21 protein-coding genes are annotated in these 25,708 nt (G+C 62.0%); 8 read left to right on the top strand and 13 right to left on the bottom strand.

The features are described from left to right. Positions 1-20: 20 nt before the first annotated feature. A complete protein-coding gene (gene trkA, locus LOY51_RS00105; protein ID WP_110994077.1) occupies positions 21-1,394 on the top strand; it encodes a Trk system potassium transporter TrkA in 1,374 nt (457 codons plus the stop codon). A gap of 149 nt (positions 1,395-1,543) precedes the next feature. Continuing rightward, the gene (locus tag LOY51_RS00100) at positions 1,544-1,858 is read left to right on the top strand and encodes a tetratricopeptide repeat protein (protein ID WP_125856989.1); all 315 of its coding nucleotides are present in this window, start codon (positions 1,544-1,546) and stop codon (positions 1,856-1,858) included. Between the two features lie 126 nt (positions 1,859-1,984). Here LOY51_RS00100 and LOY51_RS00095 read toward each other — a convergent pair whose 3' ends face one another. Then, positions 1,985-2,872 carry a lysophospholipid acyltransferase gene (locus tag LOY51_RS00095; RefSeq protein WP_258643833.1) on the bottom strand — a complete coding sequence of 296 codons (888 nt, stop codon included), beginning with the start codon at positions 2,870-2,872 and terminating at the stop codon, positions 1,985-1,987. Between the two features lie 41 nt (positions 2,873-2,913). Then, positions 2,914-3,465 (bottom strand): DNA-3-methyladenine glycosylase I, encoded by a 552-nt coding sequence (locus tag LOY51_RS00090; RefSeq protein WP_125462032.1) that lies wholly within the window; start codon positions 3,463-3,465, stop codon positions 2,914-2,916. An 83-nt stretch (positions 3,466-3,548) separates the two neighbouring features. Between LOY51_RS00090 and glyQ the strand changes: the two genes are divergently transcribed. The 4 genes from glyQ to LOY51_RS00070 all read left to right on the top strand — a co-directional run bounded on the left by glyQ (position 3,549) and on the right by LOY51_RS00070 (position 7,908). Beyond that, positions 3,549-4,496: a glycine--tRNA ligase subunit alpha gene (gene glyQ / locus LOY51_RS00085; RefSeq protein ID WP_027592054.1), complete on the top strand. Its 948-nt coding sequence runs from the start codon at positions 3,549-3,551 to the stop codon at positions 4,494-4,496. After that, positions 4,493-6,544, top strand: a complete 2,052-nt coding sequence (gene glyS / locus LOY51_RS00080; protein ID WP_125856988.1) for a glycine--tRNA ligase subunit beta — start codon at positions 4,493-4,495, stop codon at positions 6,542-6,544. Before glyQ ends, glyS begins: the two co-directional genes overlap by 4 nt. Before the next feature lie 3 nt (positions 6,545-6,547). Next, a complete protein-coding gene (gmhB, locus tag LOY51_RS00075) occupies positions 6,548-7,075 on the top strand; it encodes a D-glycero-beta-D-manno-heptose 1,7-bisphosphate 7-phosphatase (RefSeq protein ID WP_125462030.1) in 528 nt (175 codons plus the stop codon). Positions 7,076-7,137: 62 nt separating this feature from the next. Beyond that, a complete protein-coding gene (locus tag LOY51_RS00070; protein ID WP_125856987.1) occupies positions 7,138-7,908 on the top strand; it encodes a lysophospholipid acyltransferase family protein in 771 nt (256 codons plus the stop codon). Between the two features lie 251 nt (positions 7,909-8,159). Here the strand turns inward: LOY51_RS00070 and LOY51_RS00065 are convergent, their stop codons facing one another. Both LOY51_RS00065 and LOY51_RS00060 read right to left on the bottom strand, forming a co-directional pair. Next, a complete protein-coding gene (locus LOY51_RS00065; RefSeq protein ID WP_125856986.1) occupies positions 8,160-9,779 on the bottom strand; it encodes an MFS transporter in 1,620 nt (539 codons plus the stop codon). 97 nt (positions 9,780-9,876) lie between these two features. Further along, positions 9,877-11,526: a GMC family oxidoreductase gene (locus LOY51_RS00060; protein ID WP_258643820.1), complete on the bottom strand. Its 1,650-nt coding sequence runs from the start codon at positions 11,524-11,526 to the stop codon at positions 9,877-9,879. 239 nt (positions 11,527-11,765) lie between these two features. On the opposite strand from LOY51_RS00060, the gene LOY51_RS00055 reads away from it, so the two are divergent. Further along, a complete protein-coding gene (locus tag LOY51_RS00055; protein WP_125462026.1) occupies positions 11,766-12,653 on the top strand; it encodes a LysR family transcriptional regulator in 888 nt (295 codons plus the stop codon). Here LOY51_RS00055 and LOY51_RS00050 read toward each other — a convergent pair. Genes LOY51_RS00050 through LOY51_RS00040 form a run of 3 tightly spaced genes read right to left on the bottom strand, consistent with a single transcriptional unit; the run spans position 12,642 to position 15,662 of the window. Further along, positions 12,642-13,460: a sulfite exporter TauE/SafE family protein gene (locus LOY51_RS00050; protein WP_125856984.1), complete on the bottom strand. Its 819-nt coding sequence runs from the start codon at positions 13,458-13,460 to the stop codon at positions 12,642-12,644. The two genes, LOY51_RS00055 and LOY51_RS00050, sit on opposite strands and share 12 nt — an antisense overlap. Beyond that, positions 13,457-14,737: an NAD(P)/FAD-dependent oxidoreductase gene (locus LOY51_RS00045; protein ID WP_125856983.1), complete on the bottom strand. Its 1,281-nt coding sequence runs from the start codon at positions 14,735-14,737 to the stop codon at positions 13,457-13,459. The genes LOY51_RS00050 and LOY51_RS00045 overlap by 4 nt, the downstream gene beginning before the upstream one ends. A gap of 40 nt (positions 14,738-14,777) precedes the next feature. Further along, complete coding sequence (locus LOY51_RS00040; protein ID WP_125462023.1) at positions 14,778-15,662, bottom strand: MBL fold metallo-hydrolase; 885 nt, start codon at positions 15,660-15,662, stop codon at positions 14,778-14,780. Positions 15,663-15,908: 246 nt separating this feature from the next. Between LOY51_RS00040 and LOY51_RS00035 the strand changes: the two genes are divergently transcribed. Continuing rightward, entirely contained in the window at positions 15,909-17,207 is a 1,299-nt protein-coding gene (locus LOY51_RS00035) for a sigma-54 interaction domain-containing protein (RefSeq protein WP_125856981.1), read from the top strand. A 143-nt stretch (positions 17,208-17,350) separates the two neighbouring features. On the opposite strand, the gene LOY51_RS00030 is transcribed toward LOY51_RS00035, so the two are convergent. The 6 genes from LOY51_RS00030 to dnaA form a co-directional block, all read right to left on the bottom strand. Further along, a complete protein-coding gene (locus LOY51_RS00030; protein ID WP_125856980.1) occupies positions 17,351-18,268 on the bottom strand; it encodes an AEC family transporter in 918 nt (305 codons plus the stop codon). Further along, positions 18,265-19,275, bottom strand: coding sequence for a TauD/TfdA family dioxygenase (locus LOY51_RS00025; RefSeq protein WP_258643815.1), 1,011 nt, complete (start codon positions 19,273-19,275; stop codon positions 18,265-18,267). Before LOY51_RS00025 ends, LOY51_RS00030 begins: the two co-directional genes overlap by 4 nt. Positions 19,276-19,487: 212 nt before the next feature. After that, positions 19,488-21,908 carry a DNA topoisomerase (ATP-hydrolyzing) subunit B gene (gene gyrB / locus LOY51_RS00020; RefSeq protein ID WP_125856978.1) on the bottom strand — a complete coding sequence of 807 codons (2,421 nt, stop codon included), beginning with the start codon at positions 21,906-21,908 and terminating at the stop codon, positions 19,488-19,490. 4 nt (positions 21,909-21,912) lie between these two features. Continuing rightward, positions 21,913-23,016 (bottom strand): DNA replication/repair protein RecF, encoded by a 1,104-nt coding sequence (gene recF / locus LOY51_RS00015; RefSeq protein ID WP_125462020.1) that lies wholly within the window; start codon positions 23,014-23,016, stop codon positions 21,913-21,915. A 15-nt stretch (positions 23,017-23,031) separates the two neighbouring features. Next, on the bottom strand, positions 23,032-24,135 hold the full coding sequence (dnaN, locus tag LOY51_RS00010; protein ID WP_110994060.1) for a DNA polymerase III subunit beta: 1,104 nt from the start codon (positions 24,133-24,135) through the stop codon (positions 23,032-23,034). Positions 24,136-24,175: 40 nt separating this feature from the next. Further along, on the bottom strand, positions 24,176-25,708 hold the full coding sequence (gene dnaA, locus LOY51_RS00005; protein ID WP_125856977.1) for a chromosomal replication initiator protein DnaA: 1,533 nt from the start codon (positions 25,706-25,708) through the stop codon (positions 24,176-24,178).

The raw sequence follows: 25,708 nt of genomic DNA, 5'->3' as shown, positions 1-25,708 counted from the left end.
AAGAACCTAGGGAGTAGTGGATGAAGATCATCATCCTCGGCGCGGGGCAGGTAGGCGGTACGCTGGCGGAACACCTGGCCAGCGAAGCCAACGACATCACCGTGGTCGACACCGACAGCGAGCGCCTGCGCGACCTGGGCGACCGCCTGGACATCCGTACCGTGCAGGGCCGCGCATCGCTGCCGACGGTGCTGCGCCAGGCCGGCGCCGACGACGCCGACATGCTGGTGGCGGTGACCAACAGCGACGAGACCAACATGGTCGCCTGCCAGGTGGCCTACTCGCTGTTCCACACCCCGACCAAGATCGCCCGGGTGCGTGAATCGGCCTACCTCACCCGCGAAGAGCTGTTCGACAACGACCACATCCCGGTGGACGTGCTGATCAGCCCCGAGCAGGTGGTGACCAACTACATCAAGCGCCTGATCGAACACCCAGGTTCGTTGCAGGTGATCGACTTCGCCGAGGGCAAGGCCCAGCTGGTGGCGGTCAGGGCCTATTACGGCGGGCCGTTGGTGGGCCAGCAACTGCGCCAGATCCGCGCCCACATGCCCAACGTCGACACCCGCGTGGCGGCAATCTTCCGCCGCGACCGGCCGATCACGCCCCGCGGCGACACGGTGATCGAAGCCGACGACGAAGTGTTCTTCATTGCCGCGAAGAAGGACATCCGTGCGGTGATGGGCGAGCTGCGGCGCATCGACGAAACCAACAAGCGCGTGGTGATCGCCGGTGGCGGGCAGATCGGCGAGCGCCTGGCCGAGGCCATCGAGAGCCGCTACCAGGTGAAGATCATCGAGATGAACCCGGCGCGCTGCCGGCACCTTTCCGACACCCTGGAAAGCACCGTGGTGCTGCAGGGCAGCGCCTCGGACAAGGACCTGATGCTCGAAGAGAACATCGCCGACGCCGACATCTTCCTGGCCCTGACCAACGACGACGAGGCCAACATCATGGCGTCGCTGCTGGCCAAGCGCCTGGGCGCGCGCAAGGTGATGACCATCATCAACAACCCGGCCTATGTCGACCTGGTGCAGGGCGGCGACATCGACATCGCCATCAGCCCGCAGCTGGCCACCATCGGCACGCTGCTGGCCCATGTGCGCCGCGGCGATATCGTCAGCGTGCACTCACTGCGCCGTGGCGCGGCCGAGGCCATCGAGGCCGTGGCCCATGGCGATGCGAAGTCGAGCAAAGTGGTGGGCAAAGCCATCGAGGACATCGCCCTGCCGCCGGGCACCACCATCGGCGCGATCATCCGCGATGAGGAAGTGCTGATCGCCCATGACGACACGGTGATCGAGTCGGGCGACCATGTGATCCTGTTCGTTGTGGATAAAAAGCATATTCGGGACGTGGAGAAGCTGTTCCACGTGGGCTTGAGCTTCTTCTAGAAGAACAAGCCGGCCCCTGTTAGAAGAGATAGCCGACCCCCTGTGGGAGCGGGTTTACCCGCGAATGCGATTATTGATTCACCAACGCATTCGCGGGTGAACCTGCTCCCACAGGCACCCGCAACATCATGGATCCGGGAGAGAAACCTATGCGCGAATCGCTGGAGAAGATGCTGGCCAAGGGTGTGGATAACCCGTTGCTGCGCTTCGGCCTGGGCAAGGCCTGGCTGGATGAAGGCAATGGCGCTGAGGCGGCGGTGCACCTGGCCAGTTGCGTGAAGCAGGACCCGAAGTATTCGGCGGCGTGGAAGCTGCTGGGCAAGGCGTATCAGTTGCAGGGGGACCTGGCTGGGGCGCGCAGGGCCTGGGAAGAGGGGATCGAGGCGGCGCAGGCCCATGGGGACAAGCAGGCCGAGAAGGAGATGACGGTGTTTCTCAAGAAGCTCAGCAAAACATCGACTTGACGCAGTCTCTGTGGGAGCGGGTTCACCCGCGAACACCGGCGAAGCCGGTGCCATGCACCGCAGCGCCTGCTTCGCGGGTAAACCCGCTCCCACAGAGCCCCTGCTAAAGCAGGGGCAGTGGATAACTCAATACCAGCGCGCCTCGCCAGCCGGGCGCTTCTTGAAGCGCTTCATGCTCCACATGTACTGGCTCGGGTACTCGCGCACATAGCGCTCGACCACTTTGCTCATCGCCGCTGCCGACACGTTGACGTCGGTGCTGTACATCTCTTCCGGCGCCGCTTCCAGGAACACCTTGAAGCCCGAACCATCCGGCAGGCGCAGGGCATGCAGGAACACCCCCACCGCCTTGCCACCGGCCAGCATGTTCGGCACGAACTTGCTGGTCAGCGCCTGGGTCCCCAGGAACGGCACGAACACCCCGGCGGACTCGGCCGGCTCCGGGTCGGCCGGAATACCCACCTGGCCACCACGGCGCACTTCCTTGATGACGCTGAGAATCCCTTCCTTGGTCGAAGGCGCCACGCGGTTGCCCATCTGCACGCGCTGCTCACGCAGCAGGTCATCCACGGCTTTCAACTTCGGCGGGCGGTAGAAAATGATCGGTTTGCACTGGTTGCAATAGAAGTGGTTGAGCACTTCCCAGTTGCCCAGGTGGCTGGTGATGCCGACCACGCCCTTGCCCGAGGCCAGGGCCTGCTCCAGCACTTCCAGGCCGTGCACTTCCTTGACCAGCTCCAGCGAGCGTTGCGGCGGCCAGATCCAGGCGCAGGCACTTTCGACGAACGACTTGCCGATGTCTTTCAGCGCACGGCCCACCAGTTGCTCACGCTCGGCCGAGTTCATCTCGGGGAAGCACTTGGCCAGGTTGATGCGCACCACATTGCGCGAGCCGTTGGGGATCTTCCACATCAGCCAGCCGATGCCGGCGCCAACGCGCTGCACCGCGCCCCAGGGCAACTTGGCGAACAGTCGCAGCACCCCGACCATCAGGGCGCCCTTGAACTTTTCCACAGGCGAATTCCTTATTTCAGCAAGGCGCGCATTGTACCCCGTCAGCGCACCAGCGCGGCGTAGCGATCGCAGTCGGTGGTGTGGTCCATGACCATGCCGGTAGCCTGCATGAAGGCGTAGCAGATGGTCGGGCCGACAAAGGTGAAGCCGGCTTTCTGCAAGGCTTTGCTCATGGCCTTGGCTTCCTCGGTGACCGCCGGTACGTCGCTGCGGCCGGTGAAATGGTTGATCTTCGGCTCACCGCCCACGAACGACCACAGCCACTCGGCAGGGTTATCCACAGCCAGCCAGGCCAGCGCATTGCGCCGCACGGCCTTGAGCTTGAGGCGGTTGCGGATGATGCCGGGGTCGAGCATCAGTTCCTCGATGCGCTCGTCGCTGAGCTGCGAGAGTTTCAGCGGGTCGAAGCCGTGCAACACCTCGCGATATCGCTCGCGCTTCTTCAAGACCGTGATCCACGACAAGCCCGCCTGGAACCCTTCGAGCAAAAGCATCTCGAACAGCAACGCCGGGTCACGTTGCGGCGTTCCCCACTCCTGATCGTGGTAGGCCTGGTACAACGGGTCGTCGGAACACCAAAAGCAGCGTGGCATAAGGCTCCAATGAGTAGAGGGCGAGGCGAAACGGGTTATACTCCCGCTCTTTACATCCGCATCCCCAGATACAGGTGAATTTCGTGAGCCAGCCTACGCCAGCCGTGCGTACCTTCCAAGACCTGATCCTCGCCCTGCAGAACTACTGGGCAGCTCAAGGTTGTGTGGTGCTTCAGCCCTACGATATGGAAGTAGGCGCCGGCACTTTCCATACCGCCACGTTCCTGCGCGCCGTCGGCCCGGAAACCTGGAACGCCGCCTATGTGCAGCCTAGCCGTCGCCCTGCCGACGGGCGGTATGGCGAAAACCCCAACCGCCTGCAGCACTACTACCAGTTCCAGGTGGTGCTCAAGCCGAACCCGGCGAACTTCCAGGAGCTGTATCTGGGCTCGCTGAAAGCCATCGGCCTGGACCCACTGGTTCACGACATTCGCTTCGTCGAAGACAACTGGGAATCGCCAACCCTCGGCGCCTGGGGCCTGGGCTGGGAAATCTGGCTCAACGGCATGGAGGTGACCCAGTTCACCTACTTCCAGCAGGTCGGCGGCATCGAGTGCTACCCGGTCACCGGTGAAATCACCTACGGCCTGGAGCGTCTGGCCATGTACATCCAGGGCGTGGACTCGGTCTACGACCTGGTGTGGGCCGACGGCCCGTTCGGCAAGGTCACCTACGGCGACGTGTTCCACCAGAACGAAGTGGAGCAGTCGACCTACAACTTCGAGCACGCCAACGTCGAGAAGCTGTTCGAACTGTTCGACTTCTATGAAAGCGAAGCGAACCGCCTGATCAAGCTGGAGCTGCCGCTGCCGACCTATGAAATGGTCCTGAAGGCCTCGCACACCTTCAACCTGCTGGACGCCCGCCGCGCCATCTCGGTAACCGAGCGCCAGCGCTACATCCTGCGTGTACGCACGCTCGCCCGTGACGTGGCGCAAAGCTATCTGCAAGCCCGCGCACGCCTGGGCTTCCCGATGGCCACCCCTGAACTGCGTGACGAAGTGTTGGCTAAGCTGGAGGCTGCACAATGAGTGCTCAAGATTTCCTGGTTGAACTGGGCACCGAAGAGCTGCCACCCAAGGCCCTGTCGTCGCTGGGCGACGCCTTCCTCGCCGGTATCGAGAAAGGCCTGCAGGCCGCCGGCCTGAACTACACCGCCAAGCAGGTCTACGCCGCGCCGCGCCGCCTGGCCGTGCTGATCCGCCAGCTCGACGTGCAGCAGCCGGACCGCAGCATCAACATCGATGGCCCACCCATGCAGGCTGCTTTCAAGGACGGCGAGCCGACCCAGGCCGCCCTGGGCTTTGCCAAGAAGTGCGGTGTGGAGCTGTCGGACATCGACCAGAGCGGCGCGAAGCTGCGCTTCTCCCAGCACATCCCGGGCAAGGCGACCGCCAGCCTGCTGCCGACCATCGTCGAAGACTCGCTCAACGACCTGCCGATTCCCAAGCGCATGCGCTGGGGCGCCAGCCGTGAAGAATTCGTGCGCCCGACCCAGTGGCTGGTGATGCTGCTGGGCGATCAGGTCGTCGACTGCACCATCCTCGCGCAAAAAGCCGGCCGTGAATCCCGTGGCCACCGCTTCCACCACCCGGAGACCGTGGTCATCACCACCCCGGCCAACTACGTCGAAGACCTGCGCAAAGCCTACGTGCTGGCCGACTTCGCCGAGCGTCGCGAGCTGATCAGCAAGCGCACCGCCGAACTGGCCATGCAGCAGGAAGGCACCGCGATCGTGCCGCCAGCGCTGCTGGACGAAGTGACCGCACTGGTCGAGTGGCCGGTGCCGCTGGTGTGCTCGTTCGAGGAGCGTTTCCTCGAGGTGCCGCAGGAAGCCCTGATCACCACCATGCAGGACAACCAGAAGTACTTCTGCCTGCTGGACAACGAAGGCAAGCTGCTGCCGCGCTTCATCACCGTGGCCAACGTCGAGAGCCGCGATCCGAAGCAGATCGTGCAAGGTAACGAAAAGGTCGTGCGCCCGCGCCTGACCGACGCCGAGTTCTTCTTCAAGCAGGACAAGAAGCAGCCTCTGGAAAGCTTCAACGAACGCCTGAAGAACGTGGTGTTCCAGGCTCAGCTGGGCACCGTGTTCGACAAAGCCGAGCGCGTCTCCAAGCTGGCCGCTTTCATTGCCCCGTACCTCGGCGGCAGCGCCGCCAACGCCGGCCGCGCCGGCCTGCTGTCCAAATGCGACCTGGCCTCGGAAATGGTTGGCGAGTTCCCTGAGATGCAGGGCATCGCCGGCTACTACTACGCCCTCAACGATGGCGAGCCAGAAGACGTCGCCCTGGCGCTGAACGAGCAGTACATGCCGCGCGGTGCTGGCGCCGAGCTGCCGCAGACCCTCACCGGTGCTGCCGTGGCCATCGCCGACAAGCTCGACACCCTGGTCGGCATTTTCGGCATCGGCATGCTGCCCACCGGCAGCAAGGACCCGTACGCCCTGCGCCGTGCCGCCCTCGGCGTGCTGCGCATCCTGATCGAGAAACAACTGGACCTGGATCTGACCAGCGCGGTCGAGTTCGCGGTCAAGCAGTTCGGTGCCAAGGTCAAGGCCGCCGGCCTGTCCGAGCAGGTGCTGGAGTTCATCTTCGACCGCCTGCGTGCGCGCTATGAAGACGAAGGCATCGACGTTGCCACCTACCTGTCGGTGCGTGCCCTGAAGCCGGGCTCCGCCCTGGACTTCGACCAGCGCGTGCAGGCCGTGCAGGCGTTCCGCAAGCTGCCGGAAGCCGGTGCCCTGGCGGCGGCGAACAAGCGCGTGTCGAACCTGCTGAGCAAGGCCGAAGGCGCCATCGCCGACCAGGTCGAGCCGAAGTACTTCGACAACGCCAACGAGTTCTCGCTGTACTCGGCCATCCAGCAGGCCGACCAGGCCGTGCAACCGATGGCGGCCGCGCGTCAGTACAACGAAGCGCTGGCCCGCCTGGCCGCCCTGCGCGACCCGGTCGACGCCTTCTTCGAGGCGGTGCTGGTCAACGCCGAAGATGCCAAGGTACGTGCCAACCGTTATGCCCTGCTCAGCCGCCTGCGCGGCCTGTTCCTGGGCGTGGCCGACATTTCGCTGCTGGGGTAAGCCTTGAAACTGCTGATTCTCGATCGTGACGGGGTGATCAATCACGACTCCGACGCCTACATCAAGTCGCTGGACGAGTGGATCCCCATTCCCGGCTCGATCGAGGCCATCGCGCAGTTGAGCAAGGCCGGCTGGACGGTGGCCGTGGCCACCAACCAGTCCGGCATTGCCCGCGGCTATTACTCGCTGGCAACCCTCGAGGCCATGCATGCGCGCCTGCGCGCACTGGTGGCCGAGCAGGGCGGCGAGGTGGGCTATATCGTGCATTGCCCGCATGGGCCGGACGAGGGCTGCGAATGCCGCAAGCCCAAGCCCGGCATGCTGCGGGCGATTGCCGAGCACTACCAGGTGCCACTGACCGATGTTTGGTTCGTCGGTGACAGCAAAGGTGACCTGGAGGCGGCGCTGGCCGTCGATGCACAACCGGTGCTGGTGAAAACCGGCAAGGGTGAGCGGACGCTTGAAAAAGGCATCCCGCAGAACACACTGATTTTTGACGATCTGGCCGCCATCGCCAGACAACTCATTTAAACGGCGCGCCCCAGCGGCGCGTTGTCCTTAGGCGGGCCTGCCCCGCAACGGTACATGCCACTATGTCGATCCTGCAGGCGATCAGAATCTTTCTTTTTTACCTGCTGTTGGGCACCAGTTCGCTGCTGTGGTGCTCGCTGAGCTTCTTCGTTGCACCGTTCTTGCCGTTCGCCAAGCGCTATCGGTTCATCAACGTGTACTGGTGCCGCTGCGCGCTGTTCCTGGTGCGTACGATCCTGGGCATCGATTACAAGATCACCGGTGCCGAGAACGTGCCGACGGTGCCCTGCGTAATCCTGTCGAACCACCAGAGCACCTGGGAGACATTCTTCCTGTCGGCCTACTTCTCGCCGCTGAGCCAGGTGCTCAAGCGTGAGTTGCTGTACGTGCCGTTCTTCGGCTGGGCCATGGCCATGCTGCGGCCGATCGCCATCGACCGCAAAAACCCGAAAGAGGCCCTGCGCCAGGTCGCCAGCCAAGGCGACGAGCTGCTCAAGCAGGGCACCTGGGTGCTGATCTTCCCAGAAGGTACCCGCGTGCCTCACGGCCAGATCGGCAAGTTCTCCCGCGGCGGTACCGCCCTGGCGGTGAACGCCGGCCTGCCGGTGCTGCCGGTTGCCCACAACGCCGGCAAGTTCTGGCCCCGTGAAGGCTGGGGCAAGCGCTCGGGCACCATCGAGGTGGTGATCGGCGAACCGATGTATGCAGTCGGCACCGGGCCACGCGCCATTGCCGAGCTCAACGACCGTGCCCAAGCCTGGAACGAAGCAGCCCAGCGGGCCATGGGTTCGCTGCCGCCAGTGGCTGAAAATCCTGAGCAGCAGCCGGCCTGACGATCTGTGGATAACTTGTTAGCAAGTTTTGCATTAGTCGTCTGAAATAGATGCTAAGTGATTGAATTAGCTATTTATTTCTCTGTATGACGTTTTTGCGAAAATCGTGCATAAGTTTTTTCGCGCTATAAAAAAACCGGCTTTTACGCCGGTTTTTTTATGGGTTGAAATCGCTGCTGGCTTCTTCGCGGGTAAACCCGCTCCCACAACCTGTGGGAGCGGGTTTACCCGCGAAGGCCCCAGTGAAAAACTCAGACCTTGTCGATATCCACATCCTTGGTTTCTTTCAGGCAGAAAATCCCCACCACCAGGCTCACCCCGGTGATCAATACTGGGTACCACAGCCCGTAGAAGATATCCCCGGTGTACACCACCAGCGCGAACGATACCGTCGGCAGGAAGCCACCGAACCAGCCATTGCCGATGTGATAAGGCAGGGACATCGAGGTGTAGCGGATGCGGGTAGGGAACAGCTCGACCATCACCGCCGCCAGTGGCCCGTAGGTCATGGTGGCAATCAGGATCATGGCGACAATCAGCACCACCACCATCACCTGGTTCACCTGGGCCGGATCGGCCTTGGCCGGGTAGCCGGCCGCCTCGATGGCGCTGCGCATGGCTGCTTCGTCGAAGCCGTTGATGGTCTTGTCGCCGATGCTCACCGAAACGTCGCTGCCCGCGGCGTCAACCGAGCTGTAGGGCAGGCCCTGCTTGACCAGGAAGGTCTTGACCTTGTCGCACGGGCTATCGAAGCGCGCCTTGCCCACCGGGTCGAACTGGAAGGTGCAGCCCTGCGGGTTGGCATTCACCACGATTGGTGCCTGGCGGCTGGCGGCGTCGATCTGCGGGTTGGCGTAATGGCTCAGGGCCTTGAACATCGGGAAGTAGCAGACGGTGGCCAGCAGCAGCCCGAGCATCAGGATCGGCTTGCGCCCGACGCGGTCCGACAGCCAACCGAAGAACACGAAGAACGGCGCGCCAATGATCACGCTGATGATCAACAGGGTGTTGGCTTGTGCCGGGTCCATCTTGAGCATCTGGGTCATGAAGAACAGCACGTAGAACTGTGCGGTATAGAAGGTCACCGCTTGCCCGGCGTTGATGCTGAACAGCGCGGTCAGCACCACCTTGAGGTTGGGCCACGAGCTGAACGACTCACGAATCGGCGACTTGCTCACCTTGCCCTGGGCCTTCATTTTCACGAAGGCTGGCGATTCATGCATGCTCATGCGGATCCAGGTGGAGATCGCCAGCAGGAAGATCGACAGCAGGAACGGCAGGCGCCAGCCCCAGGTCTCGAACTGGTCGCCGCTGATGTAGCGGCTGGCCAGCACCACGGTCAGCGACAGCAGCAGGCCGAGGGTGGCGGTGGACTGGATGAAGCCGGTGTGGAAACCACGCTTGCCGTGCGGGGCGTGCTCGGCCACATAGGTGGCGGCGCCGCCGTATTCCCCGCCCAGGGCCAGGCCCTGGAGCATGCGCAGTATCACCAGGATGATCGGCGCGGCAATGCCGATACTGGCGTAGGTGGGCAGCAGGCCGACCGCGAAGGTCGACAGGCCCATCAGCACGATGGTCACCAGGAAGGTGTACTTGCGCCCGATCATGTCACCCAGCCGACCAAACACCAGGGCGCCGAACGGGCGCACCAGGAAGCCGGCGGCGAAGGCCATCAGGGCGAAGATGAAGGCGGTGGTGTCGTTGACCCCAGCAAAGAACTGCTTGCTGATGACCGCGGCCAGCGCGCCATAGAGAAAAAAGTCATACCACTCGAACACCGTCCCGAGGGATGACGCGAAAATGATCTTGCGTTCTTCACGACCGCTGGAGCTGCTCGCCGCCGCCCCCTGTTCCTGGATGTAGTCCGACATCGTTGCTGTCCTCGGCCCGAGGGCCACAGTGATTATTCTTGTTGTTCCACTGCCGACGGCCTCCGACCACGCGCCGTCGCTGTTGCAAACACCCGGGTCAGGGCGTCGGTATCGCGCTGGAGTCGCTGAGGTTGGTCTGGGTACGGGCCCCCTTGAGGATCAGTTGCGCCGCCTTCTCGGCGATCATCAACGTAGGTGAACAGGTATTGCCGGAGACGATCTGCGGCATGATCGAAGCGTCGGCCACGCGCAGGCCGGGAATGCCGTGCACGCGCAGCTGGTTATCCACAACGTCCAGCGCGCCATTGCCCATGCGGCAGGTGCCCACCGGGTGGAAGATGGTGGTGCCGATCTGGCCGGCGGCCTGGTGCAGGTCTTCTTCACTCTGCAGGGCAGGGCCGGGCAGGTATTCGCGGGGGGCGAAAGCGGCCAGGGCAGGGGCCTGGACGATGCGCCGGGTCATGCGGATGGCATCTGCCGCCACCTGCCGGTCTTCGGGCGCACTGAGGTAGTTGGGGTCGATCACGGGTGCGGCGTGCATGTCCGCCGAGCGGATATCGATACGCCCACGGCTGACCGGGCGCAGGTTGCACACCGAGGCGGTGAAGGCCGGGAAGCGATGCAGCGGCTCACCGAAGCGCTCCAGCGACAGGGGCTGCACGTGGTATTGCAGGTTGGCGCTGGCCTGCTCCGGGCCCGAACGCACGAATGCCCCCAGCTGGCTCGGCGCCATGGCCAACGGGCCGCTGCGGTCGTAGGCGTAACGCAGACCCATGCCCAGCTTGCCCCACAGGCTGTTGGCCATCTGGTTGAGGGTACGGGTGTTGTCGATCTGGTAGATCAGCCGCAGTTGCAGGTGGTCCTGCAGGTTGCCGCCGACGCCGGGCATGTCGTGCCGCACGCCGATGCCCAGCCCTTCGAGCAGCTTGCGCGGGCCGATGCCTGAGCGCTGCAGGATGCCGGGTGAACCCACGGAGCCTGCGCAAAGAATGATTTCCCGGCGTGCGCCGAACTCATGCCACGCGCCTTGCCAACGCGCTTTCACCGCCCGGGCCCGGGTGTTGTTGAGCAGCACCTGATCGACCTCGACGCCGGTCAATACGGTCAGATTGGGCCGTTTGAGGATGGGTTTGAGGAAAGCCTTGGCCGAGTTCCAACGCACACCGCGGCGCTGATTGACCTGAAAGTATCCACAGCCGGCGTTGTCGCCGGTGTTGAAGTCGTCGACCTTGGCGATGCCACTCTGCTCGGCGGCATCGCGGAAGGCATCGAGGATCGGCCAGCTGTAGCGCTGCTGTTCAACCCGCCATTCGCCGTCACCGCCATGGCTGTCGCTGGCGCCGGCGAAGTGGTTTTCGCTTTGCTTGAACAACGGCAGCACGTCCTTCCATGCCCAGCCGTCGTTGCCTTGCTCGGCCCAACGGTCGTAGTCGGCAGCCTGGCCGCGCATGTAAATCATGCCATTGATCGAGGAACAGCCGCCGAGCACCTTGCCCCGTGGATAACCCAGGGCGCGGCCGTTCAGGCCGGGTTGCGCCTCGGTCTTGAAGCACCAGTCTGTGCGGGGGTTGCCGATGCAGTAGAGGTAACCGACGGGGATGTGAATCCAGGGATAGTTGTCGCGACCACCGGCTTCCAGCAGCAGGACACGGCAGGCAGGGTCGGCGGACAGACGGTTGGCCAGCAGGCAACCGGCGGGCCCGGCACCCACGACCACGTAGTCGTAGACAGAATCGGCTGATGGCATGTGCAACCTCGCGCCTGATTATTATTCTTGTCCCGGTCCATCTTATTGATTAATTTCGCCGAGGAAACACGAGATTTTGCGCAGCCGTTGTGCGTTTTAGCACAACGGTTTGTCTGAGCCGGCCTCTTCGCGGGTAAACCCGCTCCCACAGATCCAGCGCAGCTGTCAGCATCTGCGCAACACCTGTGGGAGCGGGTTTACCCGCGAAGAGGCCAGTACGAACAGCCAAAGGGATCAGCATGTTCGACTGGAACGATCTGCGGTTTTTCCTCGAGTTGCAGCGCAGCGGCCGGCTGCTGACCGCCGCCAAGCGCCTCAACACCACCCACAGCACCGTGGCCCGGCATATCGAGAGCATCGAGAAAAGCCTGGGCACGGCGCTGTTCGTCCAGCACGCCCAAGGCTACGACCTCACCCCCTCCGGCCAGGCACTGCTCAAGCACGCCGAGGCCATGGAGAACGTCGCCCTGCTGGCGCAGGAGGAAATCACCCAGGCCATCACCCCCCTGGGCAAGATTCGCCTGGGGGTCACCGAAGGCATCGGCATCATGTTCTTCACCCCGCGCATGAACGCGTTGTTCGAGCGCTACCCGGGGCTGGAAGTGGAGCTGGTGGCGGTGCCGCGTTTCGTCAGCATCCTCAACCGCGAGGCCGAAATCAGCATCCACCTGGAGCGCCCCAACGCCGACCTGCTGATCACTCGCAAGCTCACCGACTACCGCCTGGCGCTGTACGCCAGCCAAGCCTACCTGGACCGCGCGCCGCCCTTGCGCAACCGCGAAGACCTGGCCCGGCACAGCTGGATCGGTTACGTCGACGACTTGTTGTTCAGCCAGGAACTGCTGTTCCTCAACAGTTTCTGCCGCTCACCCAGCGTGGCGTTTCGCAGCACCAGCGTGATCGCCCAGCAGCACGCCGCCCAAGCCGGGCTGGGCATTGCCGTGCTGCCCAACTACATGGCCCGCCACGACCCGAAGCTGGTGCGGGTGCTGCCCAGCGAAACCATCCAGCGCAGCTACTGGATCTGCACCCGCCGCGAACTGCACAAGTCGGTGCGCCTGCGGGTGGTGTGGGATTACCTGCTGGCGCTGTGCGCCGCCGAGCAGGATGAGCTGCTAGCCGAGTAGCGCCTTGCCGGCCAGCAGCAGCGCAGCCGCCCAGCCCGCCACGGCGAAAAGCTGCTGCAGGCGTGGGCCGGCGATGCGGGCGGCGAGCGGCCGCGCCAGCAGCAGGCCGATGACCGCACCGATGGCGAAGGGCACCCCCACCTGCCAGTGCATCACACCGGCCACGCTGGCGCTCACCACGCTACCGGTGGACACCAGGGCGATCACGGCCAACGAGGTGGCGACGATGCTGGTCATGCGCAGGTTGGTGTAGCGGTTCAATGCCGGGATGATCACGAAACCACCGCCCACGCCCAGCAGGCCGGACAGCAACCCCGACATCAGCCCAGTAAAGGCCAGGGCCCTGGCGCAGGGCAGGGTCCAGCGCAAGCGGCCTTGCAAGGGGTTGAGCACGCAGGGCTCGATGAAACGATGGGCGTCATTGGCTTCGCCGCGCAGTTGCCTGGCCGCCTTGCGCCAGATGCGCAGGCAGGCGTAAACCAGTACCCCGGCGAACACCAGGGCCAAGGGTGTATTGGGCAATTGATGCGCGAGCATCAGGCCAAAGGGCGAGGCGACGATGCCGATCAGGGCGATGAACAGTGCGGCGCGATAACGTACCAGCCCTTCGCGCAAGCCGAGCAGGGCGCCCACCGCCGCCGCCAGGCCAACGGCGAGCAGGCCGATCGGCGCCGCCTCGACCATGCTCAGGCCCAAGCCGAACACCAGCAGCGGCACCGCGAGGATGCCGCCACCGGCGCCGGTCAGCGCCAGCACCGCGCCAATGATTGCGCCGAGCCCGGCGCCCAGCAGCTGCTGTTCGATCACTGCTGCGCCTCGATCACCAGCGGCTGTGGCCGCGCCATCCATTCACGGCCCTTGAGCATGGCCTTCCAGTACAGCGGCGGCAGGATCTGCGCTTTCAACAGCCAGGCCAGGCGGGTCGGCTTGCGCCCGTCGAGCAACCAGCGCGGGAAGCTCGGTGCCACCTTGCCGCCATAGGTGAACTCGGCAAGGACGATCTTGCCGCGCTCCACCGTCAGCGGGCAGGAACCATAGCCGTCGTATTGCGCCAAGGTCGGCAGGCGCCCAAGGGCCACCAGCACGTTGTTGGCCACCACCGGTGCCTGCTTGCGGGCAGCGGCGGCGGTCTTGGCGTTGCTGGTGTTGGCCACGTCGCCCAAGGCGTGGATATTGCCGAACTGGCGGTGGCGCAGGGTGTGCGGGTCGACATCCACCCAGCCAGCGGCATCGGCCAGCGGGCTCTGGCGGATGAAGTCCGGTGCCACTTGCGGCGGCACCACGTGCAGCATGTCGAAGGCCTCGACGCGGGTTTCGCTGCTGCCATCCGGCAGTGTGCGCACGAACGTGGCGCGCTTGTTCGGGCCATCTACCGCCGTCAGGCGATGCTGATAGTTGAGGTCGACGCCGTACTTGTCGATGTAGCTCATCAAGGCCGGCACGTAGTCCGGCACACCGAACAGCACGGCGCCCGCGTTGAAGAAGCTGGCCCTGACATTGCCGAGCCGGCCATTGCGCAACCAGTGATCGCACGACAGGTACAGGGCCTTCTGCGGCGCCCCCGCGCATTTGATCGGCATCGGCGGCTGGGTGAACAGGGCACGGCCTTGCTTGAGCGTCTGCACCAGCTCCCAGGTGTAGGGCGCCAGGTCGTAGCGGTAGTTGGACGTGACACCGTTGCGCCCGAGTGTCTCGCTCAAGCCTTCGATGGCGCTCCAGTCGAGCTTGAGGCCCGGGCACACCACCAGCTGTTCGTAACTTACGGCTCGACCACCTTCGAGCATGACCAGTTGCCCATGCGGGTCGAAACCTTCGACCCGCGCCTTGATCCAGCGCACGCCGCGGGGCAGGGTGGCGGCCATGGTGTGGGCGGTGCTCGGTGCCTTGAACACACCGGCGCCGACCATGGTCCAGCCAGGCTGGTAGTAGTGCACATCGGCGGGGTCGATCAAGGCGATATCCAGTGACGGGTCGCGGGCGATCAAGCTCGAGGCGGTGGCGATACCGGCGGCACCGGCACCGACTATCACCACTTTGTGGTGGTCGGCAGGGGATGAATCGGCAGGGGACAGCAAGGCAGGCATGGCGGTGTTCCTTGGAATCTCGTTATGTAGGTGATGCGCTTTACAGCTTGTTCAGCGGGATCTTCAGGTAGCTCACGCCGTTATCCTCGGGCTCGGGATACTGGCCGCTGCGCATGTTGATCTGTACCGATGGCAGGATCAGCACAGGCATGTCGAGGGTCTTGTCACGGGCCTCACGCATCGCCACGAAGCTGTCCTGGCTGACGCCTTCATGAATATGAATGTTGTCGGCACGTTGCTCGGCCACCGTGGTGACGTAGCGCAGCTCACGGCCGCCCGGCAGGTAGTCGTGGCACATGAACAACTGCGTCTGGTCAGGGAAGGCCAGCAGCCGACGGATCGACTGGTACAAGGTTGTCGCGCTGGCGCCGGGGAAGTCGCAACGGGCAGTGCCGTAGTCGGGCGTGAACAGGGTGTCGCCAACAAACACGGCGGTCTCGCCGGCGTCCTGCACCATGTAGCTCATGCAGGCCGGCGTATGCCCGGGGGTGTGCAGGGCGCGGGCATGCAGGTTGCCGATGCGAAAACCTTCCTCATCGACGAACAGCACATCGAACTGGCTGCCGTCGCGAGCGAACCCGGGCTCGGCGTTGAACAGGGTGCCGAACACTTTCTGCACCTGGGTGATCTGCGCACCGATGCCGGTGTGGCCGCCAAGTTTCTCCTTGAGGTAGGCCGCCGCAGACAAGTGGTCGGCATGCACGTGGGTTTCCAGGATCCACTGAACCTTGGCGCCCAACTCATTCACCCGGGCAATCAGCTGGTCCGCAGAAGCCGTGCAGGTACGTCCGGACTTGGGGTCGTAGTCGAGCACGCTGTCGATCAACGCACATTGGCGAGTCTCGCCGTCCATCACCAGGTAACTGATGGTCGAGGTGGTCTTGTCGAAGAATGCTTCAACATGAAGGTTGTTGCCGATGATCATTGCGCTCTCCAGTTATCCACCGTGCCTCCTTGAAGGCTTAGGCAGTGAACGGTGCTTTATCAAGATGCATGCCATGCCTTTCTGATGGGCGCGCTGCCCCGTAACTGCGGCCTTGCGCCGGCACAGGCTGCGCGACAGCGCCGTACCCAACCGCCAAAGGTGACAGTTGCTGGCAGTCGACTGTCAGCCGATGGCAGTGATTGGCAGTCCTTGCTACGCTCGGCGGGTCTTTTATCTGGTGCTGTCATGCTTGCCGCTTCCCATCCCGCGATTCTCGCGCTGGTGTCCTACCTCGAACACGATGTGCTGCCAAGCATCATCCTGGACACCGACTACAACATCCTTGCCGCCAATGCTGCTTACCGACGTCAGTTCGGCAGCAACGATCATGCGCCTGTGGGCGAGAAATGCCACCGGGTCTCGCACCACTACGCAGTGCCCTGCGACCAGGCCGGTGAGCACTGCCCGCTGCGCAAATCGCTGGACAGCAAAGTCCCCGAGCGCGTGCTGCACATCCACCACACGCCTCGCGGACCGGAACATGTGGATGTGGAGCTGAGGCCGATCCTCGACGATCAGGGCAGGGTGGTGGCCTTCGTCGAGCGCCTCACCAGCGTCACCCTGGCGTCGGCACAACCGCAGGAGCAGGGCCTGGTGGGTCGCGCAACGGCCTTCAAGGCGGCGGTCGCCAGCTTGCAACGGGCGGCGCCGGCGCAAATCCCGGTATTGCTGCAAGGTGAGTCTGGTACGGGCAAGGAGCTGTTCGCCCGCGCGTTGCACCTGGGAAGCCCCCGAGCCAACGGGCCGTTGGTAGTGGTGGACTGTACGGGTTTGACCGAGTCTTTGTTCGAGAGCGAATTGTTCGGCTATGAGAAGGGCGCCTTCACAGGCGCTACTCAACGCAAGATCGGCCTGGCTGAAGCGGCCCATGGCGGCACCCTGTTCCTTGACGAAATCGGCGAAGTGCCGCTGGCCATGCAGGTGAAACTGCTGCGCTTGATCGAGTCCGGCAGTTTCCGCCCGGTCGGCAGCACGCGCACGGTGCATTCGGATTTTCGTTTGGTCTCGGCAACCCACAAGCCACTCAAGGACATGGCTGCTAATGGCACGTTCCGGGAAGACCTGTATTACCGCATCAGCGGTTTCCCGATACGGTTACCGGCCTTGCGCGAGCGGGCTGAAGATTTGCCTTTGCTCTGTGAAAGCCTGTTGCAAAGGATGGCGGGCAAGCAGTCCCCGAAGGTCACTGCTCAGGCGCTTGAACGACTCAGCCTGCATAGCTTCCCCGGCAATATTCGCGAGCTGCGAAATATCCTGGAGCGGGCTCGCCTGTTCGCCGATGACGGTCTGATACGCCCCGAGCATCTTCCCGAGGGCCTCCATCCGGTGGTTGATCACAAGGCTTTGCGTGGTCGCGGGAAACATGAAATGCCGCAGTTGGCCCATGCGCTGGAAACTTTCAGGGGGTCTAGAAGCGAACTCGCAGCGCATCTGGGCATGAGCGAACGTACGCTTTATCGGCGTCTCAAAGCCTTGGGACTTTGAAGCGTTCCACGTGGAACACTCATCAGGCTGCGCCTGCGCAGATACCGTATCCGTTGGACCGCCTTGGCAAACTCGCTCGGCAGTTTGGCCCGAGCGAGTGCAGCCCCTATATAAGGTAAAGACGCTTGGCCGGTGAAGCCGAACTAAAGCGTCAGCGTGCTTACGATCAGAGTGATGCTCAGTGTGGAAACCAGCGTGGTCCAGGTGATCATGGATGCCATTGCCGGTGCGTCTCCGCCCATCTGCCTGGCCAAGATGTAAGCGTTCCCGGCACAGGGAACACAGGCATAGAGCAGTGCCACATTGGCAGCCACACCCGAAGCGCCCAGTGCCAGCAATAACCCGAAGGTGATCATTGGCATCAGCATCAACTTGAGGCCAACCACGTAAAGAGTGGCTAGCACACGATTAGCCTGCAGGTTAAACATCAACCCCGCGCCCACCGACATGAGGCTCAACGGCGTCGCGGCACCGGCGAGGTAGGTCATGAACTGCTCGATAGCGCCGCCGAAACCTACACCCAGGTTGTTCATTACCAATCCGAGTATTGCTGCAATGATCAGCGGATTCTTCACCAAAGCGCCAAACATGCCGGCCAGTGATTTCCTGCCGGTATCACCGAAGTGATTCATTACCAGCACACTCATGACATTGGTCAACACAATCAGGTAAGCGACAAACACGCCTGAGAGTGCAACGCCTTCCACCCCATAAAGGGAATGAGCCAGGGCGATGAACACGTATGAGTTGTAGCGAACCCCTCCTTGGAAGATCGAGGTGAACAGATCATTCCTGGTTTTGACGAAAACCCGCCCGATGAAGATCAGCGCGCCAACAGCCAGCGTCGCCATCATAGTGGCGGCAATGGCCGCTGAGGTTTCACCACCGGAAAAATCTGCCCTGCTGACATCCAGTATCAATAAGGCAGGGAAGAACAGGTAGTAGACCAACTTGTCCACATACTTCCACCAGCCATCGTCATTCAGGACCCAGCGTTTGCTGGCATAGCCGACCACGATGAGCAGGAAGATTGGCAATATCGCGAAGAGGCTGTTGATCATAGTGCTTGGGCTCGTGGCATGAATACTCGAGACTTGACCATTTCCAGCCGGCGGTGACTCCAGAGACTTTTGCTGACGAAGACCCGCTGTACCCAACGCAACGGGTTGGAAAACGCATCCAAGGAGGGTTCGAAACTATCGCGCGCGTGCAGCGTGAAACGATTGTCGATGTACAGTAGCCGACCTGGCTTGATGTCCAGCCCCACCGATACCTGCCTGATCGCATCACAGAAACGCGCCATCGCATCCGCTGCCGGTTTGCTTAAAGCCTCGACCATGTCCGGGTAAAACACCGCGCTGATCTCGGGGAAGTCCAGCTCGCCGCTTAGCATCGCAACTGGCTCGGTAGCGAACGCGCCCTGGCTTCGCCAACGATGGGGTACCTTGATTCGATACAAGGGCTGTCGCAAACACTCCACCTCGGACTCTTCGAGCATGCCGAGCGCATCACGTGCATCGGCAAGACGAGTCAGCGGCCCAGCCGGGTCGTGGCGAACACCGGTCAACAGCAACCCAAGCGGAGAAAAACTGGCGTTGTCCATGTACTTAAGCGCTGCGTTCTCGATATGAAAACTGAGCTCGACCTCGGAGCCCAAGCCTGTGTACTCGCGCTTGGCCGAAGGGCTGGGGATAAGATTATTGACGATATCAGCCCCTTCAAACTGAATCGAATAGGGCTCACCAATCAGAGAAGCAAAGGCCATGATCAGATTTTCACTCAGCGTGCCGCTCTTGGCCGCGGGAGTGAATACTCCGGGATCTGGGGTAGTGAAAACCGCCTCGTCGGTCGGCAGGTTTTCGAATATCAGATAGGGTTTCGGACGCAGCGAAGCCCGTTGGTTGGCCAGCACATCAATCACCCTGCGTGGCAGGTTTGAAGCAGCCATGATGCGCAGACCGGTGATGTAGCTCTGCCCGCCTTGGGGATCATAATTGACCTTGCCCAGACCGGTGGCCAGTTGATTGCGTTCACTGTCGGTCAGTGGGTATATACAGGTGCTATCCATTTTTTGCTTAGCTCTCTTTCACTAAAATCTGCGTCCGGGCTAACGCCCTGACTCTTGTGCAGAATGTATGAAGTTGCGAGAGCAAGCTGTAGGCAGAAGCACTCAGCAAGGAAGCTGAGAGGGATCAGGGCCGTAGGATCTTGTTCCACATGGAACGAAAAAGGCCAACCCAATATGGGTTGGCCTTTGCAGATATCGCGCAGTCAGCTGGATCAGAAGTCCAGGTTGGACACCGACAGCGCGTTATTCTCAATGAACTCACGACGCGGTTCGACCGCATCACCCATCAAGGTGTTGAACAGCTGGTCAGCGGCGATCGCATCTTCAATGGTCACCTTGAGCATGCGGCGCACGGTTGGGTCCATGGTGGTTTCCCACAGCTGGTCAGGGTTCATCTCACCCAGCCCTTTGTATCGCTGGATAGTGTGGCGCTTGGTGCTTTCGTTCATCAGCCAGTCGAGCGCTTCCTTGAACTCGGTGACCGACTTGCGACGCTCGCCACGCTTGACGTAGGCACCCTCACCCAACAGGGTGCTGAGGTTTTCACCGAGGGTGACGACGCTGCGGTAGTCATTGCTGCCGAAGAAATCACGGTTGAAGGTCACGTAGCTGGCTAGGCCGTGAGAGGTGGTTTCCACCACGGGCAGCCAGATATTGCGTTCCTTGTCTTCGTGCAAGGCAGCCTTGTACGCCAAGCCGGAGCGCTGGCTGTTATCCAGGCGCAGCTGGAAAGCTTTCAGCCACTCGTCCATCTGTGCCTTGTCAGCCAGTTGCTCGAGGGTGACTTTTGGCAGGTAGATGAAGTGCTCGGTCAGCTCTTCCGGGTACAGGCGCGACAGGCGCTTGAGTGTCTTCATCACGGCGCGGAAATCGTTCACCAGCGATTCGAGCTGTACGCCCGAAACGGCAGGTGCCGACTCGTCCAGATGCAGGCTGGCATCTTCCAGGGCCGACTGGGTCATGTACTCTTCCATGGCCTCGTCGTCCTTGATGTACTGCTCCTGCTTACCTTTCTTCACCTTGTACAGCGGCGGCTGGGCGATATAGATGTAGCCACGCTCCACCAGCTCTGGCAGCTGACGGAAGAAGAAGGTCAGCAGCAGGGTACGGATGTGCGAACCGTCGACGTCAGCATCGGTCATGATGATGATGTTGTGATAGCGCAACTTGTCGATGTTGTACTCTTCGCGGCCGATGCCACAACCCAGGGCGGTGATCAAGGTACCGACCTCTTGCGACGAGATCATCTTGTCGAAGCGAGCTTTTTCGACGTTGAGGATCTTGCCCTTGAGCGGCAGGATCGCCTGGGTGCGACGGTTGCGGCCTTGCTTGGCCGAACCACCTGCGGAGTCACCCTCCACCAGGTACAGTTCGGAGAGGGCAGGGTCCTTCTCCTGGCAGTCGGCCAGTTTGCCCGGCAGGCCGGCGATGTCCAGCGCGCCTTTGCGGCGGGTCATCTCACGGGCCTTGCGCGCGGCTTCACGGGCACGGGCAGCGTCGATCATCTTGCCGACAACGGCCTTGGCTTCGTTGGGGTTTTCCAACAGGAAGTCAGCGAAGTACTTGTTCATCTCCTGTTCCACGGCGGTTTTCACCTCCGAGGAAACCAGCTTGTCCTTGGTCTGAGAGCTGAACTTGGGGTCCGGCACCTTGACCGAAATGATCGCGGTCAGGCCTTCGCGGGCGTCGTCACCGGTGGTGGCGACCTTGTTCTTCTTGGCCAGGCCTTCCTGCTCGATGTAGCTGTTGAGGCTACGGGTGAGCGAGGAACGGAAGCCGACCAGGTGGGTACCACCATCGCGCTGCGGGATGTTGTTGGTGAAGCACAGCAGGTTTTCGTTGAAGCTGTCGTTCCACTGCAGGGCAACTTCGACACCGACACCATCGTCACGCTGGACGTTGAAGTGGAAGACCTGGGAGTTGACCGGGGTCTTGTTGGTGTTCAGGTACTCGACGAATGCGCGCAGGCCGCCTTCGTATTTGAAGAACTCTTCCTTGCCGCTGCGTTCATCCTTGAGCAGGATGCCAACGCCGGAGTTCAGGAAGGACAGTTCGCGGATACGCTTGGCGAGGATGTCCCAGCTGAAGTGGATGTTCTTGAAGGTTTCAGCCGAAGGCTTGAAGTGGATGTGGGTACCGGTGGTTTCGCTTTCACCAACCACGGCCATCGGTGCCTGTGGCACACCATGAACGTAAGTCTGCTCCCAGATCTTGCCGCTGCGGCGAACGGTGAGCACCAGCTTCTCGGACAGCGCGTTCACCACGGAAACACCTACACCGTGCAGACCGCCGGAAACCTTGTAGGAGTTGTCATCGAACTTACCGCCGGCGTGCAGCACAGTCATGATGACTTCGGCTGCCGACACGCCTTCTTCTTTGTGCACATCGACCGGGATACCGCGGCCGTTGTCGCGGACACTGATGGATTCGTCGGTGTGAATGATGACGGTGATGTCATCGCAGTGCCCGGCCAGGGCCTCGTCGATGGAGTTGTCGACCACCTCGAATACCATGTGGTGCAGGCCGCTGCCGTCATCGGTGTCGCCAATGTACATGCCGGGACGCTTGCGTACGGCATCCAGCCCTTTCAGCACTTTAATGCTGGAGGAGTCGTACGTTTGATTTTCGCTCATGCCTTCACTCCCGATGGTCGTGGGTCTGGGTGATACGGCCCTGTTCCACGTGGAACAAAGCGACTGGCGTTTCCGTTTGCCAGCCTTCCCTCAGAAATTCGTGGTCTACACAGGTGATGAACACCTGGCAGTTCAATTCTTCAAGCAAGCGGCACAGGGCGCGGCGGTGCTGCTCGTCCAGTTCGGACGGCAAGTCATCCACCAGATAAATACACTGACCGCGACGAACCTGGCTAACCAGATGGCCCTGAGCAATTCGCAGGGCGCAGACAACCAGCTTCTGCTGCCCGCGCGAAAGGATGTCGGCAGCGTTGTTTGCCCCCAATCGAAGGCGCAGATCAGCACGCTGTGGCCCAGCCTGGGTATGGCCCATCTGCTGATCACGAAGGAGAGAGGTAGCGAGGACTTCGTTGAGTTCCCGGTCCTTGTCCCAGCCTCGGTAGTAGCTCAGGGTCAACCCTTCCAGCTCGACCAGTTCGCTCAGGGTTCGCTCGAAGACGGGCTTCAAGGCCTTGATATAGTTGCGACGGTATTCATCTATCTCCGCACTGGCGAGACACAACTCCCGATCCCAGGCGGCTTGCGAAACGGCGTCAAGTGTACCATGCCGCAGCCATGAGTTCCGCTGCCGCAGGGCCTTCTGAAGACGTTGCCAGGTGGCCATGAAGCGTGGTTCCACGTGGAACACGCCCCAGTCGAGGAACTGCCGGCGTACCTTGGGAGCACCTTCGAGCAACCTGAAACTGTCAGGGTTGATCAATTGCAAGGGCAGCATTTCGGCGAGCTGCGCAGCACTACGTGCGTTCTGCCCGTCAATACGGATGGTGAAATCACCTTGGCGTTCGCGAGAAACACCCAGGTTACTTGTGCCACCTTCAGCCAGTTCTACCTGGCCAAAGACCGTACAGGTGGGCTGTTCGTATTGAATGACCGGGTTCAGCCGCGTGCTACGGAACGAGCGCGCCAGCCCAAGCAAATGCACGGCTTCGAGCACGCTGGTTTTGCCGCTGCCATTGTCGCCGTACAGGATGTTGATGCGGGGGGAGGGTGAGAGGGTCACCGGGTGCAGGTTGCGCACCGCGGTGACCGAAAGGCGTAGAAGGGACATTTCGCCTGCTACGAGTTACAGACGCATCGGCATGACAACGTAGGACGAGTCATCATTGCCGGCTTCCTGTACCAGGGCGCTGCTGTTGGAGTCCGACAAAATCAGGCGCACCTGTTCAGTGGTCATGACACCCAGCACGTCCAGCAGGTAGCTGACGTTGAAACCGATCTCCAACGAGCTGCCGTTGTAGTCGACGCTGATCTCTTCTTCCGCTTCTTCCTGCTCAGGGTTGTTGGCCTGGATCTTCAGCTGCCCAGCCGCGAGTTGCAGGCGAATACCACGGTACTTTTCGTTCGACAGGATCGCGGTACGGCTGAACGCCTCACGCAGAGCCTGACGATCGCCAACCACAAGCTTGTCGCCGCCTTTCGGCAACACGCGCTCGTAGTCCGGGAACTTGCCGTCGACCAGCTTGGAGGTGAAGGTGAACTCACCGGTGGTCGCGCGAATATGGTGCTGGCCAAGGACGATGCTGACCATGCCTTCCGGGTCGGTGAGCAGGCGCGCCAGCTCAAGGATACCTTTGCGAGGCACGATGACCTGGTGACGCTCGGCCTGGCCGATCGGCGCCTGCATGGCGCACAGGGCCAGGCGGTGGCCATCGGTGGCTACTGCGCGCAGGGTGTCGGTCGACACTTCCAGCAGCATGCCGTTGAGGTAGTAGCGCACATCTTGCTGGGCCATGGCGAAGCTGGTGCGCTCGATGAGGCGGCGCAGCTTGCTCTGTTCCAGGTTGCAAGTCAGCGAGCCCGGACCTTCTTCCACGGTCGGGAAGTCGTTGGCGGGCAGGGTGGACAGGGTGAAGCGGCTGCGGCCGGCCTTGACCAGCAGCTTCTGCTCGTCGACCTTGATGTCGATCAGCACATCGCTGGGCAGGCTCTTGCAGATGTCCATCAGCTTGCGCGCCGGGACAGTGATCTCGCCCGGCTCGGCAGGCTCTTCCAGTTGAACGCGGCCAACCAGTTCGACTTCCAGGTCGGTACCGGTCAACGACAGCTGCTGGCCCTGTACGACCAGCAGGACGTTGGACAGGACCGGCAAGGTCTGGCGGCGCTCGACGACGCCTGCGACCAGTTGCAGGGGTTTCAACAGGGCTTCGCGTTGAATGGTGAAATGCATGGTCTAGTCCCTTGCCTTCAATTAGCTACGCAGACGGTCATCAGGTCGTCAGTGTACGCAGCAGGTTCTTGTAGTCCTCGCGGATGTCCGCGTCGGATTCCTTCAATTCGTTGATCTTGCGGCAGGCGTGCAGCACGGTGGTATGGTCGCGGCCGCCAAACATGTCGCCGATCTCCGGCAAGCTGTGGTTGGTCAGCTCCTTCGACAGGGCCATGGCCACCTGGCGTGGGCGCGCTACAGAGCGAGAACGGCGCTTGGACAGCAGATCGGAGATCTTGATCTTGTAGTACTCGGCCACGGTGCGCTGGATGTTATCCACACTCACCAGTTTGTCCTGAAGCGCCAGCAGATCCTTGAGCGATTCACGAATCAGCTCGATGGTGATATCGCGGCCCATGAAGTGCGAGTGAGCGATCACCCGCTTCAAGGCACCTTCGAGTTCACGTACGTTGGAACGGATGCGCTGGGCGATGAAGAACGCGGCATCGTGCGGCAGCTCGACCTTGGCCTGGTCGGCCTTCTTCATCAGGATCGCCACGCGGGTTTCCAGCTCCGGCGGCTCGACAGCCACCGTCAGGCCCCAACCGAAGCGCGACTTCAGGCGCTCTTCCAGGCCTTCGATCTCCTTCGGGTAGCGGTCACTGGTGAGAATCACCTGCTGACCGCCCTCGAGCAGGGCGTTGAAGGTGTGGAAAAACTCTTCCTGCGAACGCTCCTTGCGGGCGAAGAACTGGATGTCGTCGATCAGCAGCGCATCGACCGAGCGATAGAAACGTTTGAATTCGTTGATCGCGTTCAGCTGCAGGGCTTTGACCATGTCGGCGACGAAGCGCTCGGAATGCAGGTAGACGACCTTGGCATTCGGGTTCTTCTTCAGCAGGTGGTTACCCACAGCATGCATCAAGTGCGTTTTACCCAGGCCGACACCGCCATACAGGAACAGTGGGTTGTAGCCATGCTTGGGGTTGTCCGCGACCTGCCAGGCAGCCGCACGGGCCAACTGGTTCGACTTACCTTCCACGAAGGTCTCGAAGGTGAAGGTGCGGTTCAGGTAGCTGGTGTGCTTGAGCGCGCCTTCGACCTGCACCGTACGTTGTTCGGTGCGGCCCGTTGCTGCGGGCGCCGCGCTGGGCTCAGCCATGCTGTCGAAGCTGTTGCGCGAAGCGGACTCTTCGATATCGCTGGTAAGCGGCTCGGCCACCGGCGCCATGACCGGCTCGCTCGGCAGCACGATCGGTGCGGCAGGCTGAACCTGAGCCTGCTGCGCCAAGGTCGCGGCGACGGCAGCGCTCACCGGCGCATTCGGGGCAGCCCGCGCAGCAGAACTACGACGGCTACCTATTAATAAGGAAAGCGCCGGCGCAATGCCGTTGCCGTGTTCCCCCAACAGCTCGAGCAGACGACCCAGGTACTTTTCATTGACCCAATCGAGCACGAAGCGGTTGGGCGCGTAGACGCGCAACTCGTCGCCTTCGGCTTCGACCTGTAGCGGACGGATCCAGGTGTTGAATTGCTGGGCAGGCAGTTCATCGCGCAGAAGCTCCACGCACTGCTGCCAAAGTTCCACTGACAC

Source organism: Pseudomonas sichuanensis, assembly GCF_024749065.1.
Taxonomy (GTDB): domain Bacteria; phylum Pseudomonadota; class Gammaproteobacteria; order Pseudomonadales; family Pseudomonadaceae; genus Aquipseudomonas; species Aquipseudomonas sichuanensis.
Note: the sequence above shows the minus strand (reverse complement) of the source record. Positions and strands in the feature narration are given on the sequence as shown.